Genomic DNA, 13427 nt, shown 5'->3' with positions numbered 1-13427 from the left:
TGAGGGGATTTATTGTCTACTATAAGAGATTATTTATCCCCTATGATAGACATATGAATTCCCCGGGAGGAACCCATGTCGATTGACGCCCTGATCGCGTCCCGCTTGCTCGCCCTGCGCCAGGCGCAAGACCTGAGCCTGGCCGAACTCGCAGAACTGTCGGGCGTCAGCAAAGCCATGATCTCCAAGGTAGAGCGCGCCCAAAGCAGCCCGACCGCCATGATCCTGGGGCGGCTCGCGGCCGGGCTGGGTGTATCGCTCGCTGAGCTTCTGGTTGACGACACGGCGCCCAGCCAGCGGCTGCGCAAGAAGGCCGCACAGGCCATCTGGCGCGACCCTGAGGCGGGCTACTTGAGGCGCCAGGTGGCCGAACGAAAACCCGAGGGCGGTGTCGAGATGGTCGAGGTCGAACTGCCACGCTCCACCCGCATTACCTACCCAAAATGGAGCGGGCAGCCTTACCGCCAGCACCTCTGGCTGGTCGAAGGCGGCTTGCGCATTGAATACGGCGACGAGGTGTTCGAACTGGAGCCCGGCGACTGCCTCGATTTCGGCGTTGACCGCCCGCTGGTCTTCAAGACCTTGGGGCGCAGCGCCTGCAGGTATTTATTGGTGGTTAGCTAGCCGCAGCGGAGCCGGGCAGGCTCACCGCCTGCGCCGCCCTCGCTGCATTTTGCGCACGTATGCGCCGCACCTGAAACACCGCACCCACGATATAGATCAGCAAAAGCACGCCCGTGGCGGCCTTCAGTTCAGGCGCGTCGGCGTTGGGCAGCAGCGGCGCGCCCAGCGGCAGGCGCGTTGAGGTCTCGGTGATCGCCGGAACCATGTGGAACACAAAGGTGATCGAGTAGCTCAGCGTTTCGACATAAGCAGAAACACGGCCCAGCACCTTGGTATTGCCCGCCACCCAGGCAATGCCCAGCACCAGCAGCGTGATGATGCCCAGCGCATGCGGCTTGCCAAAGCCGCCGTGCTGAAAAATGCCAAAGCCGGTCAGGCACGTGATCACCGTGGTCCAGATATAGACCTTGCCCAGTGTGGACGCAGCAATGATCTGTTTGTCACGAAAGAAGGCGATCACGGCAGCCGCAACGGCTACCAGGCTGATAGCGGTGTGAAGTACACCGAGGTAGGTCAAACCATACATCATTGGAATCTCCTTGTGCCTTGCGAAGTGAGGACGCGGGGTTGAACAAGCTGACATTCATGCCAAGCAAACGCCATGCCGCGCCGATTGTTGCCGGTGACGCTGCTTTTGCCTACCGTTTTGCGGGCCCATGCGGCCGCGGCCCGATAATCGGTAGCATCCCGTAGCCATCGCGCGCTGCTTACTGACACCAAAGTACTCATGAAAAAAACCTACCAGCTCAAGATCGAAGGCAAGAACCGCGAGCGCCTGCTCGAAGCCGCCAAGCACGACATCCGCAAATACTTCAAGCGTGAACGCGCCAAGCCGCTGCCCAAAGGCGTGGACTTCTGGGACTTCGACTGCAAGTCAGGCTACAGCCAGGACTCGGCGGCCGCGGTGCCCGAGGCCGGCCTCATCAAGTCGATTGACGAAATCGTCAAAGACGGCGGCGAGCAGTTTTATGTGGAAGTGCTGTCCAAGGGTGGCGTCAAGGTGCCGCGGGCGCGCAACGAGGGTGATGACGATTTCTCTGACGTCGAATAAGCGTGCGCAGATTTTTTGCGCTCCTGCTGATGGCAGCATTGGCCACGGCAGCAAATGCGGATCCGAATCTTGTTGGTCAGTGGAAGTCTGATTCCGAACTCAGCATGCGCTTCAACAACGAGCGCGCAAAGCTGGACAGCAAGACGGCCCTGTTTCTTTCGCAGCTGATGGGTCATATGACCCTGACCTTTACGACAGATACCCTTACTTCTGATCTGCCGGATCTGGAGACGAAAACGCAGGAGGGCCGAAAGAGGCCATTCACAGGTTTTCGCGAAACCCATCCGTATCGTGTCCTGGCCGTTGCTTCCGATTCAGTTGCCATCAAAACCGTTGCGCCAGTGACCGGCAGGGACGCCATCGTTCTCTATAACTTCATAGGCCCGGACATGCTGTGGGTGTACGCAGGCGGTGAAGACAACTCGCAGAGTCTTCATCTTCGTGAATACTTTGTGCGGGTGAAAACCAGCAACCAATCGAACCTCGATACGCCGGCCGGAGCCCGTGGCGGTGCGGTGGGTCGGTAATTTGATTTCAGCTTAGGCGTTGTATGAACCTGTCGAGGTACTTCGAAACCGATGACGGATCACTTCCCGAAATAGAAGTGACATTCAGCAATTCCTCGCAGATGCTTTTGGCTTTTCAGCATCTCCATGATCGTGGTGCGCAGAACGTCACGGCTGATGGTGGGCATCTTTGGCTTACAGAGTCTCAAGCCGATGTGCCGTTTTCCGGTCCGGAAAGTGCAGCTCTTGTTGTATCTGGAGCGGCTGAGGCGTTTCATGTCGTACTAGGCGGTATCGCCGGGTCCGACCAGAAAATCCCGAATCTGGGTGTCTTCGTGTTTACGGACACCCTTGCTTTCGATTACCGGATGGGCTCCGACTGGGGGACACAGGAAATCCAGTCCTTGCTTGCATTGCTGCGCCAACTCTGTGAACTCGGTGGCGTAGTTTCTGTCCCGTGGTGGGGTGACGTGGGCAAACGCGACTTTCTTGAGGCGCTGTCCATGAACGCCAACGCTCCGGGATGAGCAACCGGCATATGGACAGAGACCCCGAAGCCCCACAAAGCCCGTTCCCCGACACCATCAAACAGGGCGATATATTTTGGATTGAAGCCGACCCCTCACGCGGCTCAGTCCCAGGCTCCCCGCATCCCCACGTCGTCGTGCAAGACGACGTGTTCAACCGCTCCCGTATCAGCACCGTCATTGTTTGCGCGCTCACTTCCAACCTGAACCGCGCCACGGAGCCGGGCAATGTCCTGCTGGAGCCCGGTGAGGGCAATCTGGACAAGCGGAGCGTGGTGGTGGTGTCGCAGGTGTCTTCGGTCTACAAGACGCGTCTGGGTGAGCACATCGGTACGCTGTCGGCAGAACGGGTTCAGCAGATATTGGCGGGGATGCGTTTTTTGCAGGCATCGTTTCACCATCGCTAGCCGTCCATCCAGGCGCTTCTCATGAAAACCAAAATCTGGCTTCCCTTGCTGTTATTGACTGGCACCGCTGCTGTCGCCTTCGCCATGAGCGAAGCAGAGAAGAAGGAGCGCGAAGCCGCAGACCGGATCTGCCAGGCACAGCTCTACACACAGGCAGCCGATCTGGAGCGCCGCAAAGAGTTTGCCGCGTCCTACCGAAGCTACTCCTACCTGTGCGATGGCGTGTTCTATTCGCCCCCCGCGGGGCAGGAGCGCTCTTGTGATGCTGCGGCTCGCCTCAGCAAGCGCTTTGGTGAGAGCTACGAAGAGGCCATGACGGCCGTTGTGGCCTACCGGGCGGCACACGGCGCGTACCCCGCGTCATTTGAACCGGTGCTTGGCCAACTTACCCCTGCCACACGTGAGATGGTGGAGAAGTTTGACTACTGCGTGAAGGCCAACCCCGGCGACAGAACAGCGAAGTGCACCAGCGGCAGCCAGGCCTTCATCAGCAAAGAAGTCATTTTTGGGACGGGGCAGTATGGCAGTGTTTCGTTTGATCTCAATCGCGGGGCGAACAAGCCATCTCCACAACTGACCCCAAGCTGCGCCCGCGTCGCTGGTTGAATCCGGTGCTGGTACTTGTATGAAACAGTGTTCATGGTGGGTCATTGCCGGGTTCGCGCTGCTGTTGCTGGCGGGTGCAGGTTGGGGCGCGGGTGAGTGGTACGCGAGGAATTTCATCCCTGACACGCCGATCAGGATGGACGGGAAGAACTTCATTCATTCACCCCGAAGCGATGCGCTGGTGTCCATATGGCTTCTTTCACTGGCTACGCTCGTCCTGGCGGCTTTTACCAGTGGGATCGGCTTGCTCGTCGGCCCGAGGACGCGCGCCTGCCTGCTGGCCGGACTTGCGGGTCCGCTGGCGCTTTGCCTGCTGCTGGCCACGCCGGCGGTTGTGAGCACGGTGCAGCAAATCAAGCGTGCCCTCTGATTTCCTGAACGCCGCGGATGAGGGCGAAAATTGGCCTCTAACCCAATGGATATTTGGAAAGTTCGCTATTGATTTAATAGCGAATTTGGCAGGGGTTGACGAATCAATAACCGTGTAGTTATGATTCGCGGCATGCAAACAGCCGCAAACCAGGTTTCAAACGAGGTCTTCAAGGCCTTGGCCGACCCAACACGCCGGGCCATCTTTGAACGCCTGGCGCGCGACGGTGCGCAGACCGTGCGGGCCTTGACCGACCACGCCGGCGTGTCGCAGCCGGCCGTCTCCAAGCATTTGCGTGTTCTGAAGCAGGCGATGCTCGTCATCGACAGGCCCGAGGGCCGCGAGACGCATTACAGCGCCAAGCCGCTGGCGCTCTCAGCCCTGCGCGACTGGGTGAGCTTTTACGGCGCCTTCTGGAACGACCGCATCGACGATCTTGAATCACTCTTGAAAAGGATGGACCAATGACTTCCACGACTGCCACTTCCGCAGCCACCACCACAACCGAAACGCGCTCCGTCGTGGTCGAGCGCCAAATCCCTTACCCGCCCGAAAAAATCTGGCGTGCGCTTACGCAGCCGCACCTGATCGAAGAGTGGCTGATGAAGAACGACTTCAAGCCCTCGGTAGACCACCGCTTCAAGCTGAGCGCAGATTGGGGCTCTGTTGAATGCCAGGTGCTGGTGGTCGAGCCGAACACCACGCTGTCTTACACCTGGGCCGCCTATGGCCTGGAGAGCATCGTCACCTGGACGCTCACCCCCGCAGGCTCGGGCACGCATCTGCGCATGGAGCAGTCGGGCTTCAGGCCAGACCAGGAGCAGGCTTACCAGGGCGCCAAACACGGCTGGCAGCAGTTCTTTGCCAACCTGGAGAAAGTCCTGGTGCGGGCAGATTGACGGTTGCCGTTTGACGGCGCCTTTCAAAGCGAGGTACTGGAATGAACGCGATGGTCAAAAAGACGCCCGCAAAGCCGGCGACGGCAAAGACGACAGCAAAGACCGCCAAACCGGCACTCCTGTCAGGCGGCAACCCGCAGATCCCGAAAGGCGAGGGCGACGCGCCCGTGCAAGCCTACATCGCCGCCATGCCGGGCTGGAAGCGCGATGTCGGGCGCCGCCTCGATGCACTCATCGTGCAAACCGTGCCCGGCGTGCACAAGGCCGTCAAATGGAATTCGCCGTTTTATGGTGCAAAGGGTGAGGGCTGGTTTCTCAGCTTCCATTGCTTTGCGAAGTACATCAAGGTGGCGTTCTTTCGCGGTCTGTCACTCAAGCCCGTGCCGCCCGTTGAATCCAAGAGCCAGGACACTCGCTACCTCCATATCCCTGAAGACGGGCAGTTCGACGAGGCGCAGTTCGCCGCCTGGGTGAAGCAAGCCAGCAAATTGCCGCTTGAGCGGATGTGACTGCAGCAACGCGAACAACACAAAGAAAGGACAACACCATGACCAAAACAGCCGCGACGAAAACCGTGATTAAAGCCAAGACCGCCTCAGCAGAAGGCGGCGTTTCTGCCTCCCAGGCCATCGACGAAAAAATCGCAGACCTGAACGACTGGCGCGGCGAAACCCTCGCCAAAGTCCGCGTCATCGTCAAGCAGGCCGTCCCCGATGTGGTTGAAGAGCTGAAGTGGCGAGGCGTTCCGGTCTGGTCGTACAACGGCATCATCTGCACCGGGGAGACCTATAAGACGGCAGTCAAGATGACTTTTGCCAAAGGCGCCAAAGTAGATGACCCGTCAGGCCTTTTTAACTCCAGCCTGGAAGGCAACACTCGGCGCGCGATTGATTTTCATGAAGGGGACGAGATTGATGAGAAGGCGTTGAAGGCGCTGGTGCGGGCGGCTGCGGCTTTGAATAAGGCGTGAGTTCGATGCCGAATCCGGAGCGGGAAGGGCAGTTTTTCATTGCAGCTTGAATATGCTTTTTCGTTCGGCCAAGACGAAGACATAGCCTGAAGCTGCCGACTAGGTTAACGTGAGCTAGCCGGCGATAGCGACAGGAGTGCGCTCAGCGCACAGCCGCCGCAAAGCGCCAGTGGTGACCGACACGGTAGCCATGGTCGATCGCCGCCGCCGAACACGCATGCATCGTCTCTCAGTCCAGTGAGCGAGCCGGCCAAGTTTCGCCGAACTGCGGCGTGAACTCAGAACCACGCAGCGTGTGGACGGAGAAAGCTAAGGCGATTTCCGCCTCAATGCGCTCCCGATCCACTTCAGCCACGGGGTCGTCGATCGCCACTTGCGGCCCGAATCCGTTCTTTACTCGTAGCGCATATGTCTGACCCTCGAACCTGAAGAAGTAGTTTCTATCAAATCCCCGTGGCAAGTAAGTTGGAACCCAAACGAGATAGTTTCCGCTAGCCCTATCAACCGCCCAAGTACGGTTTGCAACCTCAAAAAAAGCTCTCCCTCGCAGCCAGCCTTGCTTGTGCGAATCAGACTCGTCAAACACTCGCTGCTTATCTGCCTCAGATATGGCGTCAAGAATGTACGGCATCTGCAACTCACATCAGGTGGGAACGGAGGTTGTCTTCAACAAATTTTGGCCTGCACATGGCTTGTTGGACTTCTGATAACTGCTCCCATGGGGTGGAGGCAAACCAGCCGAGACCTTCATCGGTAGTCAAGAAGAGTCTCGAAAATCTCTCTTGCACGGACTGACGCTGCGCCTCAATCTCAACCGGAAAATCCACTAGCGAATACTTGTTTTCAAAACCTAGTCGCCGGATTTCGACCAATTTCCCCATAACAAAGAATTGATACTCCGGAAAATCCTCTCGCATGGATGCCTGCATCCCGAAAAGAGCCTCATTGTCTTTGCCAACGACTAGCCGCGTGCCAACTCGGTAGAGCAGCTTTTTTAGTTGCTCAAGAGTTACTTCGTCGGCAACAGCTTTTGAAAGACGCTCAATGACAACTGCAACTTCAGGGTCAATATTTGTGGGAGTCATGATTTCTCAAATATTCCGCTTGTGGCCGAAAGCCGTCATCCTACTTGAGGTTCAATTTGTTGCAGTGGAAGGTAATGGTGGGTCTGTTCGTGGGGATATCCAGAAAAAAGCACGTTGCAACCATTCTTTAGACCCACGGCGAATCAGATGGAACTGATTGAGATCTTTTCCACGTCGAAAGGACGACAACAAGGAGAGCAGGCTTCGACCCAAAAGGCACTCCAACGGCGACGTATAAGTCGTAGATCGGCAAGCGACTGGCAAATAGCCGGTCAATCTCATGAATCGCCCGACTATCACTTTTTCGCTGCGAAGATCTCCGCAACAACCCAATGGATGGGAGCGGCGAGGAAAGGATAGAAGACGTAGGAAAGGTCGGTATCACCGCCTGAGGTGCATATGCGGAGAGAAACGCAGCCGGCGATGGCGAGCCCACTGGCAACAGTGGTACCTATCGTCACAAGAAAAGCAATCCCGACGGCGCCGCTTTTTCCCATGCTGATTTTCTGAGGCTTGTTCTTGCGACCCATTAATGAGGCGATGACAGCGCCGACCAGCACCACACAGAAAACTAGAATTAATTTAGTCATCGCGTGCTCTCTCAACTGTCTGTCCTTGCGCAGCCCGCAACTTGTCTTTCTTGCTGGGCCGCTTGCCCTTGATGCCACCGGTGCCCGCCGGATCCGCCGGGTTCGGTGGCAATACCTCCACAGGCTCAAACCCCGCCACCTGCTCACGCGCCACCTTGATGCCCTGGCGCTTCTCGATAAGCCTGAAATGCGCTTCAGTGGCCGCACTCACAAAACTCACCGCCAGGCCCGAGTCACCAGCCCGCCCAGTGCGCCCTATGCGGTGGGTGTAGTCAGTGGCTGAGCGGGGCAGGTCGTAGTTCACGACTACGGGCATTTGGGCGATGTCGATGCCGCGTGCGGCGACGTCGGTGGCTACGACGACTTGCACGGCCTTGATCTTGAAGTCTTGCAGTACCTGGGTGCGTTTGCCCTGGCTGAGTTCGCCGTGGAAGGGTTCGGCTTCGATGTCTACTTTGCGCAGTTTGTCGGCGACGATTTCGGCGGCGTGTTTGGTGGCGACGAAGACGAGCACGCGTTCCCACTTTTCGGTTTGCACCAGGTGGCGTAGCAGCTGGGTGCGGCGGGGGGCGTCGACTTCGATGGCGCGTTGGGTGATGTCGGGTGCGGTTTGCTCTACCTGGGCGACTTCTACACGTATCGGGTTGCGCAGCAGGCTGGAGGCCAGCGCTTCAATTGCGGGTGGGAAGGTGGCTGAGAAAAACAGCGTTTGGCGTTTGGTGGGCAGCAGGGCCAGGATGCGGTTGAGCTCTTCGCCAAAGCCCAGGTCTAGCAGGCGGTCGGCTTCGTCGAGTACCAGTGTGCCGGTGTTGGTCAGCGTCAAGGCGTTGTGATCGATCAGGTCGAGCAGGCGGCCGGGCGTGGCGACGACGATGTCTGCGCCGCCGCGCAGATTCATCATCTGCGGGTTGATGGAGACGCCGCCGAACACGACTGCGACTTTCATGTGCTGTGGCAGATATTTGGCAAACCCAACAATCGCTTCACCGACTTGCGCGGCCAGCTCACGCGTGGGCACCAGAATGAGCGCGCGCACGGGGCGATGCTGGCGTCCGGCGGGCGCGGGCGCGTTGACCAGTTGCTGCAGCAGCGGCAGCGAAAACGCCGCCGTCTTGCCCGAGCCCGTCTGCGCCGAGCCCAGCACGTCGCGCCCTTCCAGAATGGCGGGGATCGCGGCGGACTGGATGGCGGTGGGGGCGAGGTAGCCCTGTTCCTCCATAGCGCGCATGAGTGCGGGCAGCAGCGCGGGCGAAAAGCCCAGTGAGGAAAATGGCATGGGGTAAATGTGGAGGAGGGTGTGGGAGAGGGCCGGGGAGCGTGCCGTGACCTATATGGGGCAGGCTTTGCGTGGCCGCCTGAAGCCGCAAGTTTAAGCCTCGGGCTTGCGGCGGGGCAGACTCCACGCTTCAGGGCCTTTCACGGCCGCCTTTCAGCAGAATGCCCGCCTCGCCCGTGCTATCAAAAAAGGAGCTGCTTACGCTCGTCTTTCGGGCGCTGCAGGCCTTTTTTGCTTAAGAATTTCGGGCGAGCCAGGCCCAAGCTCATTTGGCCGGCCGTGCCTGGGGCGCCAGAAACAGCAGTGCACAAGCCGACGCCCCCAGCGAACACAGCACACAACCCAGCACCACCCAGCGGAACGCGTTGACCAGCACCTCAGGCGCCGCCCCCTGCACCGGTCCCTGCAGGCTGATGGCAAACACCACGCCCAGCACCGCCACGGCGAGCAGGCCGGCCACGCGCGCCACGGCGTTGTTGATGCCCGAGGCAATGCCGGCGTGAGCTGTCGGCACGGCGTTCATGACAGTGGTTGTGAGTGGTGCGACGGCAATCGTCATGCCCAGTCCCAGCACTACCATGGCGGGGAAGAAGCCCACCCAGTACGACCAGCCCACGCCGGGCAGCGCCAGCAATGCAAAGCCGGCGGCCGCCACGGCCGGCCCGGCCATCAGCATGTGCCGCGCGCCAAAGCGCTCGGTGAGTTTGGCGGTGCTGGACGACAGGGAGCCCAGCAGCAGCGACAGCGGCAGCAGCGTGGCGCCCGCGGCGGTAGCGGAATATTTAAAGGCGCCTATCAATACAAAGGGCAGAAAGAACAGCGCACCGCTCAGCGCAAAGTACAGCAGCAGCGTGAGCAGGTTGGTGCCCACAAAGTCGCGCGACTTGAAGAGGCCCAGCGGCATCATGGGCGCACGTGTGCGCGCCTGCACAAGCACAAACGCCACCAGCAGCGCCGCGCCCAGCGCGATAAAGCCCAACACGCTGCCGGCTTGCCAGCCGCGCTCGGGCGCCAGCGTGAGGCCGTAGGTGAGGGCACCCAGGCCGCTTGCTACCAGCAGCACGCCTGGCCAGTCGAGTCGCTGCGGCGCCTCGGGGTCGCGGCTATCAGGTACTGCATAGAGCGCCAGCCACACGGTAGCCACCGCCATGGGCACGTTCAAAAAGAAGATAGACCGCCACGACACCGCATCAACCAGCCAGCCGCCCAGCACAGGCCCGGCCGCGCCGGTGATGGCCGCCCACGCCGCCCAGGTGCCAATCGCCTTGCCGCGCGCCTCGCCCTCAAACACATTGCCGATGATGGCCAGGCTGGCAGGTACCAGCAGCGCAGCGCCCACACCTTGCACTGCGCGTGCGGCGATCAATGCTAGCGGGCCGGGCGCAAAGCCGCAGGCGACGGAGGCGGCCGTGAAGATCGCAATGCCGAGGATAAAAATGGTGCGGCGGCCAAAGCGGTCGCCCAGCGAGCCGCCCACCAGCACCAGTGAGCCCAGCGCTAGCAGGTAAGCGTTGATGACCCACTGCATGGCCGCCAGCCCGTCGGCTGAGCCGCCCGTCAGGTCGCGCTGGATGGCGGGCAGGGCGATGTTGACGACCGAGCCGTCGATAAACGCCATGGACGAGCCGAGCACCGTGGCTGCGAGCGCGAAGCGGGCGTGCGGTACGGCGCTGCTGCCAGCCTTCCCGCTTTGGGCGCGGATGATGCCTTCGTCACAAGGGGCGTGTGGGTTGCCGGGCATGAGGGCTCCTGATGTTGAGGTCTGGATGGGGCGGTGACTGATGTTGGTCCGGTATTTGACAATTAGTCTAATTATGGATAATATTTCCAGATGAAAAAATCACACCGTACGGAATATGGCTGCGCATCCTTCAAGGCCCCATCCTGCCAGCTTCCGGCCTCCAAAATCAACCATGCCGGAAATGCCCATGCCGTCTGACGCACGCCTTGACGCACACCTTTTGTTGCTCGACAAACACCAGGTCGAATCCATGCTTTTGCCGGCCGATGTACTGGAGGCCGTGCGCGAAGCCTTTGTGCTGCACAGCCAGAGGGAGGGCCGCGTGTTCTCCCTGGTTCGTGAAAGGCTGGCTACGGGTGGCGTGTTCGGCATCAAGTCGGGTGACGTGGGCGCGCAGTCGCTGCTGGGCTTCAAGGCGGCGGGTTTCTGGCCCGGCAATCCCGCGCGAGGTGGCGACGCTCACCAGGCCACCATCATGTTGATAGACCCTGCCACCGGCCGGCCGACCTGCCTGATCGACGGCAACGCCGTCACCACCGAACGCACCGGCGCCGCCGGTGGCCTGGGCCTGCAACTGGCGCGGCCCGAAAGCCGTACGGTGTGCGTTTTCGGCACCGGTGTGCAGGCGCAGGCGCAGTTGCGCTTTGCCATTCGCCAGCTGCCCGGGCTGCGCCAGGTGTTTTACGCCACGGCTGACGGCCAGCCCAAGCCCGCGTTTGAAGCCTTGTTTGCCGGCCAGTGCGCCATCTCGCATGCGGCAGACGTGAATGCCGCCGTGGCCCAAAGCGATGTGGTGATCACGGCCACCACCGGCAAGGGCCCGCTGTTCGAGCTGGCTGCCATCCAGCCCGGCGCCCACATCAATGCGGTGGGCAGCGACACCCAAGGCAAACGCGAGTTGCCCGAAGGCTTGCTGGCCAAAGCGCGCATGTTTGTGGACGATGCCGCCCAGTCGCGCGGCATCGGTGAGCTGCAATGGGCGCCTGATACCGCCTGCACTGAAATCGGCGATGTGCTGTCGGGCAAGGCGGCCTTTGCGCGCGGCGCCGGTGACATCACCTTGTTTGACATGACCGGCATCGCCCTGCAAGACCTCACGGTCGCCCGTATGCTGGAGCAGCGCGCGCGCCTTGCCGGCAAGGGCCAAAGCATTGCCTGGCCCTGGTGAATTGTTTGATGCCCTTACCGTTCTGGAGATTCCCGTGACCGCCACCCAGCCCAACCCTCTGTCCGCACTCGACACACCCGCTGCTTTGATAGACCTGCCGCGCATGCAGCGCAACATCGCGCGCATGCAGCAGCGCATGGATGCGCTGGGCGTGCGGTTTCGCCCGCATGTCAAAACCAGCAAGTGCACACCCGTCGCGCGTGCGCAGGTGGCCGCAGGCGCGACGGGCATTACCGTGTCCACGCTCAAGGAAGCCGCGCAGTTTTATGCTGACGGCTTTACCGACATCCTTTACGCCGTCGGCATGGTCGCCACCAAGCTGCCGCAGGCGCTGGCCCTGCGGCGCCAGGGCTGTGATCTGAAAATCATCACCGACAGCGTAGCGTCTGCCGCTGCCATTGCCGCATTCGGCCGAGAGCACGGTGAAAAGTTTGAAGTCTGGATAGAAATCGACAGCGACGGCCACCGCTCCGGCATCAAGCCCGGTGAGACCGCCTTGCTGGATGTCGCCCGCACACTGTACGAAGGCGGCATGCTCTTGGGCGGCGTGATGACACATGCCGGCTCCAGCTACGACCTCAACACCCCCGAAGCGCTGGTGGCGATGGCCGAGCAGGAGCGCGCCGCCTGTGTGGAAGCTGCCGAACGCGTGCGCGCCGCGGGCTTTCCGTGTGCGGTGGTCAGCGTGGGCTCCACACCGACGGCGCTGTCTGCCGCGCAGCTCAAGGGCGTTACGGAAGTGCGCGCCGGGGTGTATGTGTTTTTTGACCTGGTGATGCACAACATCGGCGTGTGCGCCGCAGATGACATTGCGCTCAGCGTGCTGACCACCGTGATCGGCCACCAGCCTGAAAAAGGCTGGGCGATTGTGGACGCCGGCTGGATGGCCATGAGCCGCGACCGCGGCACGCAGAAGCAGGCGCATGACTTTGGCTATGGCCAGGTCTGCAGCACCGACGGCACGGTATTGCCGGGGTATGTCCTCAGCGGCGCCAACCAGGAGCACGGCATCCTGTCGCGCGAAGGCACACCAGACACCGGCATTGCCGCACGCTTTCCCATCGGCATGCAGCTGCGCATTCTGCCCAACCACGCCTGCGCCACCGGCGCGCAGTATCCGGCGTACCACGCACTGGCGGAAGATGGGGCGCTGGAAAGCTGGAGCCGCTTGCACGGCTGGTGATGCGCGTGTTGAATTCCGCTGAAGCTTGACCCGGATTTTCGATCGCATCTCGACCCAAGTGGATTTTCGCGCTTGTTTGATCCGTTTTTACATTGAACGCGAAGCCATTGATGATGCCCTTGCGCAAGGCCGGATATCCACATTTCAGGGTTTTGATGGGGTCAAGCTGTTATGGAAAAAGCGGGTCACATCGACGTGGAACTCAACAAGGGCGCCACCAGTGGATCAACGCTCGATGGAAAAACGGATCAAACAGGCACGGAAATCCACAGTCCATCGGAGTTTGACCCAGTTAGAGCGGCAACTCCCATCCAACTTGAGCCACATAAACCCGCCCTGCTAGTCTTGAAAGCGGAGGAAATGTGGGTCGGGAATTGATGAAAAAATTGGGTCAGACTTCAATGCAACTCAACACAAACGCTGT

Annotated in this window: 19 protein-coding genes; 13 read left to right on the top strand and 6 right to left on the bottom strand. The window is 60.4% G+C overall.

Annotated elements, in window-relative coordinates:
• Positions 1–75: 75 nt before the first annotated feature.
• Positions 76–624, top strand: a complete 549-nt coding sequence (locus ACQ4MS_RS20640) for a helix-turn-helix domain-containing protein (protein ID WP_431096606.1) — start codon at positions 76–78, stop codon at positions 622–624.
• Here the strand turns inward: ACQ4MS_RS20640 and ACQ4MS_RS20635 are convergent.
• Positions 617–1153 (bottom strand): hypothetical protein, encoded by a 537-nt coding sequence (locus ACQ4MS_RS20635; RefSeq protein ID WP_431096604.1) that lies wholly within the window; start codon positions 1151–1153, stop codon positions 617–619. The two genes, ACQ4MS_RS20640 and ACQ4MS_RS20635, sit on opposite strands and share 8 nt — an antisense overlap.
• Positions 1154–1351: 198 nt before the next feature.
• Between ACQ4MS_RS20635 and ACQ4MS_RS20630 the strand changes: the two genes are divergently transcribed.
• The 10 genes from ACQ4MS_RS20630 (at position 1352) to ACQ4MS_RS20585 (ending at position 5960) form a co-directional block, all read left to right on the top strand.
• The gene (locus ACQ4MS_RS20630) at positions 1352–1675 is read left to right on the top strand and encodes a DUF6172 family protein (RefSeq protein WP_431096603.1); all 324 of its coding nucleotides are present in this window, start codon (positions 1352–1354) and stop codon (positions 1673–1675) included.
• 29 nt (positions 1676–1704) lie between these two features.
• Complete coding sequence (locus ACQ4MS_RS20625) at positions 1705–2202, top strand: hypothetical protein (protein ID WP_431096602.1); 498 nt, start codon at positions 1705–1707, stop codon at positions 2200–2202.
• A gap of 23 nt (positions 2203–2225) precedes the next feature.
• Positions 2226–2708 (top strand): hypothetical protein, encoded by a 483-nt coding sequence (locus ACQ4MS_RS20620; protein ID WP_431096601.1) that lies wholly within the window; start codon positions 2226–2228, stop codon positions 2706–2708.
• Between the two features lie 11 nt (positions 2709–2719).
• Positions 2720–3115, top strand: coding sequence for a type II toxin-antitoxin system PemK/MazF family toxin (locus ACQ4MS_RS20615; protein WP_431096600.1), 396 nt, complete (start codon positions 2720–2722; stop codon positions 3113–3115).
• Positions 3116–3136: 21 nt separating this feature from the next.
• Positions 3137–3721 carry a hypothetical protein gene (locus ACQ4MS_RS20610; RefSeq protein ID WP_431096599.1) on the top strand — a complete coding sequence of 195 codons (585 nt, stop codon included), beginning with the start codon at positions 3137–3139 and terminating at the stop codon, positions 3719–3721.
• Between the two features lie 19 nt (positions 3722–3740).
• Entirely contained in the window at positions 3741–4091 is a 351-nt protein-coding gene (locus tag ACQ4MS_RS20605; RefSeq protein ID WP_431096598.1) for a hypothetical protein, read from the top strand.
• A gap of 132 nt (positions 4092–4223) precedes the next feature.
• Positions 4224–4559, top strand: coding sequence for an ArsR/SmtB family transcription factor (locus tag ACQ4MS_RS20600; RefSeq protein ID WP_431096596.1), 336 nt, complete (start codon positions 4224–4226; stop codon positions 4557–4559).
• Entirely contained in the window at positions 4556–4990 is a 435-nt protein-coding gene (locus tag ACQ4MS_RS20595; protein ID WP_431096595.1) for an SRPBCC family protein, read from the top strand. The genes ACQ4MS_RS20600 and ACQ4MS_RS20595 overlap by 4 nt, the downstream gene beginning before the upstream one ends.
• A 50-nt stretch (positions 4991–5040) precedes the next feature.
• Positions 5041–5499, top strand: coding sequence for a DUF1801 domain-containing protein (locus ACQ4MS_RS20590; protein WP_431099636.1), 459 nt, complete (start codon positions 5041–5043; stop codon positions 5497–5499).
• 38 nt (positions 5500–5537) lie between these two features.
• A complete protein-coding gene (locus tag ACQ4MS_RS20585; protein ID WP_431096594.1) occupies positions 5538–5960 on the top strand; it encodes a DUF1801 domain-containing protein in 423 nt (140 codons plus the stop codon).
• A 229-nt stretch (positions 5961–6189) separates the two neighbouring features.
• Here the strand turns inward: ACQ4MS_RS20585 and ACQ4MS_RS20580 are convergent, their stop codons facing one another.
• The 5 genes from ACQ4MS_RS20580 to ACQ4MS_RS20560 all read right to left on the bottom strand — a co-directional run bounded on the left by ACQ4MS_RS20580 (position 6190) and on the right by ACQ4MS_RS20560 (position 10652).
• The gene (locus ACQ4MS_RS20580; protein ID WP_431096592.1) at positions 6190–6591 is read right to left on the bottom strand and encodes a hypothetical protein; all 402 of its coding nucleotides are present in this window, start codon (positions 6589–6591) and stop codon (positions 6190–6192) included.
• Positions 6592–6598: 7 nt separating this feature from the next.
• On the bottom strand, positions 6599–7045 hold the full coding sequence (locus tag ACQ4MS_RS20575; RefSeq protein ID WP_431096590.1) for a hypothetical protein: 447 nt from the start codon (positions 7043–7045) through the stop codon (positions 6599–6601).
• 296 nt (positions 7046–7341) lie between these two features.
• Positions 7342–7635 (bottom strand): hypothetical protein, encoded by a 294-nt coding sequence (locus ACQ4MS_RS20570; RefSeq protein WP_431096588.1) that lies wholly within the window; start codon positions 7633–7635, stop codon positions 7342–7344.
• Positions 7628–8911 (bottom strand): DEAD/DEAH box helicase, encoded by a 1284-nt coding sequence (locus ACQ4MS_RS20565; protein ID WP_431096587.1) that lies wholly within the window; start codon positions 8909–8911, stop codon positions 7628–7630. Before ACQ4MS_RS20565 ends, ACQ4MS_RS20570 begins: the two co-directional genes overlap by 8 nt.
• Before the next feature lie 265 nt (positions 8912–9176).
• Positions 9177–10652 (bottom strand): MFS transporter, encoded by a 1476-nt coding sequence (locus ACQ4MS_RS20560; RefSeq protein ID WP_431096586.1) that lies wholly within the window; start codon positions 10650–10652, stop codon positions 9177–9179.
• Positions 10653–10839: 187 nt separating this feature from the next.
• Here ACQ4MS_RS20560 and ACQ4MS_RS20555 point away from each other — a divergent pair, with 187 nt between their 5' ends.
• Positions 10840–11820: an ornithine cyclodeaminase family protein gene (locus ACQ4MS_RS20555; RefSeq protein WP_431096585.1), complete on the top strand. Its 981-nt coding sequence runs from the start codon at positions 10840–10842 to the stop codon at positions 11818–11820.
• A 34-nt stretch (positions 11821–11854) separates the two neighbouring features.
• Positions 11855–13003, top strand: coding sequence for a DSD1 family PLP-dependent enzyme (locus tag ACQ4MS_RS20550; RefSeq protein ID WP_431096584.1), 1149 nt, complete (start codon positions 11855–11857; stop codon positions 13001–13003).
• The last annotated feature ends 424 nt before the right edge of the window (positions 13004–13427 follow it).

Source organism: Polaromonas aquatica (assembly GCF_050626995.1).
In the GTDB taxonomy this organism is placed as follows: Bacteria; Pseudomonadota; Gammaproteobacteria; order Burkholderiales; family Burkholderiaceae_C; genus Polaromonas; species Polaromonas aquatica_A.
The sequence above is the reverse complement of the archived record's forward strand: the minus strand, read 5'-3'. Positions and strand labels throughout refer to the sequence as shown.

Coding starts and splice junctions, on each gene's coding strand:
- ACQ4MS_RS20580 (WP_431096592.1), bottom strand. CDS start 6,591: ATGCCGTACATTCTTGACGCCATATCTGAGGCAGATAAGCAGCGAGTG.
- ACQ4MS_RS20630 (WP_431096603.1), top strand. CDS start 1,352: ATGAAAAAAACCTACCAGCTCAAGATCGAAGGCAAGAACCGCGAGCGC.
- ACQ4MS_RS20595 (WP_431096595.1), top strand. CDS start 4,556: ATGACTTCCACGACTGCCACTTCCGCAGCCACCACCACAACCGAAACG.
- ACQ4MS_RS20615 (WP_431096600.1), top strand. CDS start 2,720: ATGGACAGAGACCCCGAAGCCCCACAAAGCCCGTTCCCCGACACCATC.
- ACQ4MS_RS20625 (WP_431096602.1), top strand. CDS start 1,705: ATGGCAGCATTGGCCACGGCAGCAAATGCGGATCCGAATCTTGTTGGT.
- ACQ4MS_RS20575 (WP_431096590.1), bottom strand. CDS start 7,045: ATGACTCCCACAAATATTGACCCTGAAGTTGCAGTTGTCATTGAGCGT.
- ACQ4MS_RS20570 (WP_431096588.1), bottom strand. CDS start 7,635: ATGACTAAATTAATTCTAGTTTTCTGTGTGGTGCTGGTCGGCGCTGTC.
- ACQ4MS_RS20620 (WP_431096601.1), top strand. CDS start 2,226: ATGAACCTGTCGAGGTACTTCGAAACCGATGACGGATCACTTCCCGAA.
- ACQ4MS_RS20600 (WP_431096596.1), top strand. CDS start 4,224: ATGCAAACAGCCGCAAACCAGGTTTCAAACGAGGTCTTCAAGGCCTTG.
- ACQ4MS_RS20585 (WP_431096594.1), top strand. CDS start 5,538: ATGACCAAAACAGCCGCGACGAAAACCGTGATTAAAGCCAAGACCGCC.
- ACQ4MS_RS20605 (WP_431096598.1), top strand. CDS start 3,741: ATGAAACAGTGTTCATGGTGGGTCATTGCCGGGTTCGCGCTGCTGTTG.
- ACQ4MS_RS20610 (WP_431096599.1), top strand. CDS start 3,137: ATGAAAACCAAAATCTGGCTTCCCTTGCTGTTATTGACTGGCACCGCT.
- ACQ4MS_RS20565 (WP_431096587.1), bottom strand. CDS start 8,911: ATGCCATTTTCCTCACTGGGCTTTTCGCCCGCGCTGCTGCCCGCACTC.
- ACQ4MS_RS20590 (WP_431099636.1), top strand. CDS start 5,041: ATGGTCAAAAAGACGCCCGCAAAGCCGGCGACGGCAAAGACGACAGCA.
- ACQ4MS_RS20640 (WP_431096606.1), top strand. CDS start 76: ATGTCGATTGACGCCCTGATCGCGTCCCGCTTGCTCGCCCTGCGCCAG.
- ACQ4MS_RS20555 (WP_431096585.1), top strand. CDS start 10,840: ATGCCGTCTGACGCACGCCTTGACGCACACCTTTTGTTGCTCGACAAA.
- ACQ4MS_RS20635 (WP_431096604.1), bottom strand. CDS start 1,153: ATGATGTATGGTTTGACCTACCTCGGTGTACTTCACACCGCTATCAGC.
- ACQ4MS_RS20560 (WP_431096586.1), bottom strand. CDS start 10,652: ATGCCCGGCAACCCACACGCCCCTTGTGACGAAGGCATCATCCGCGCC.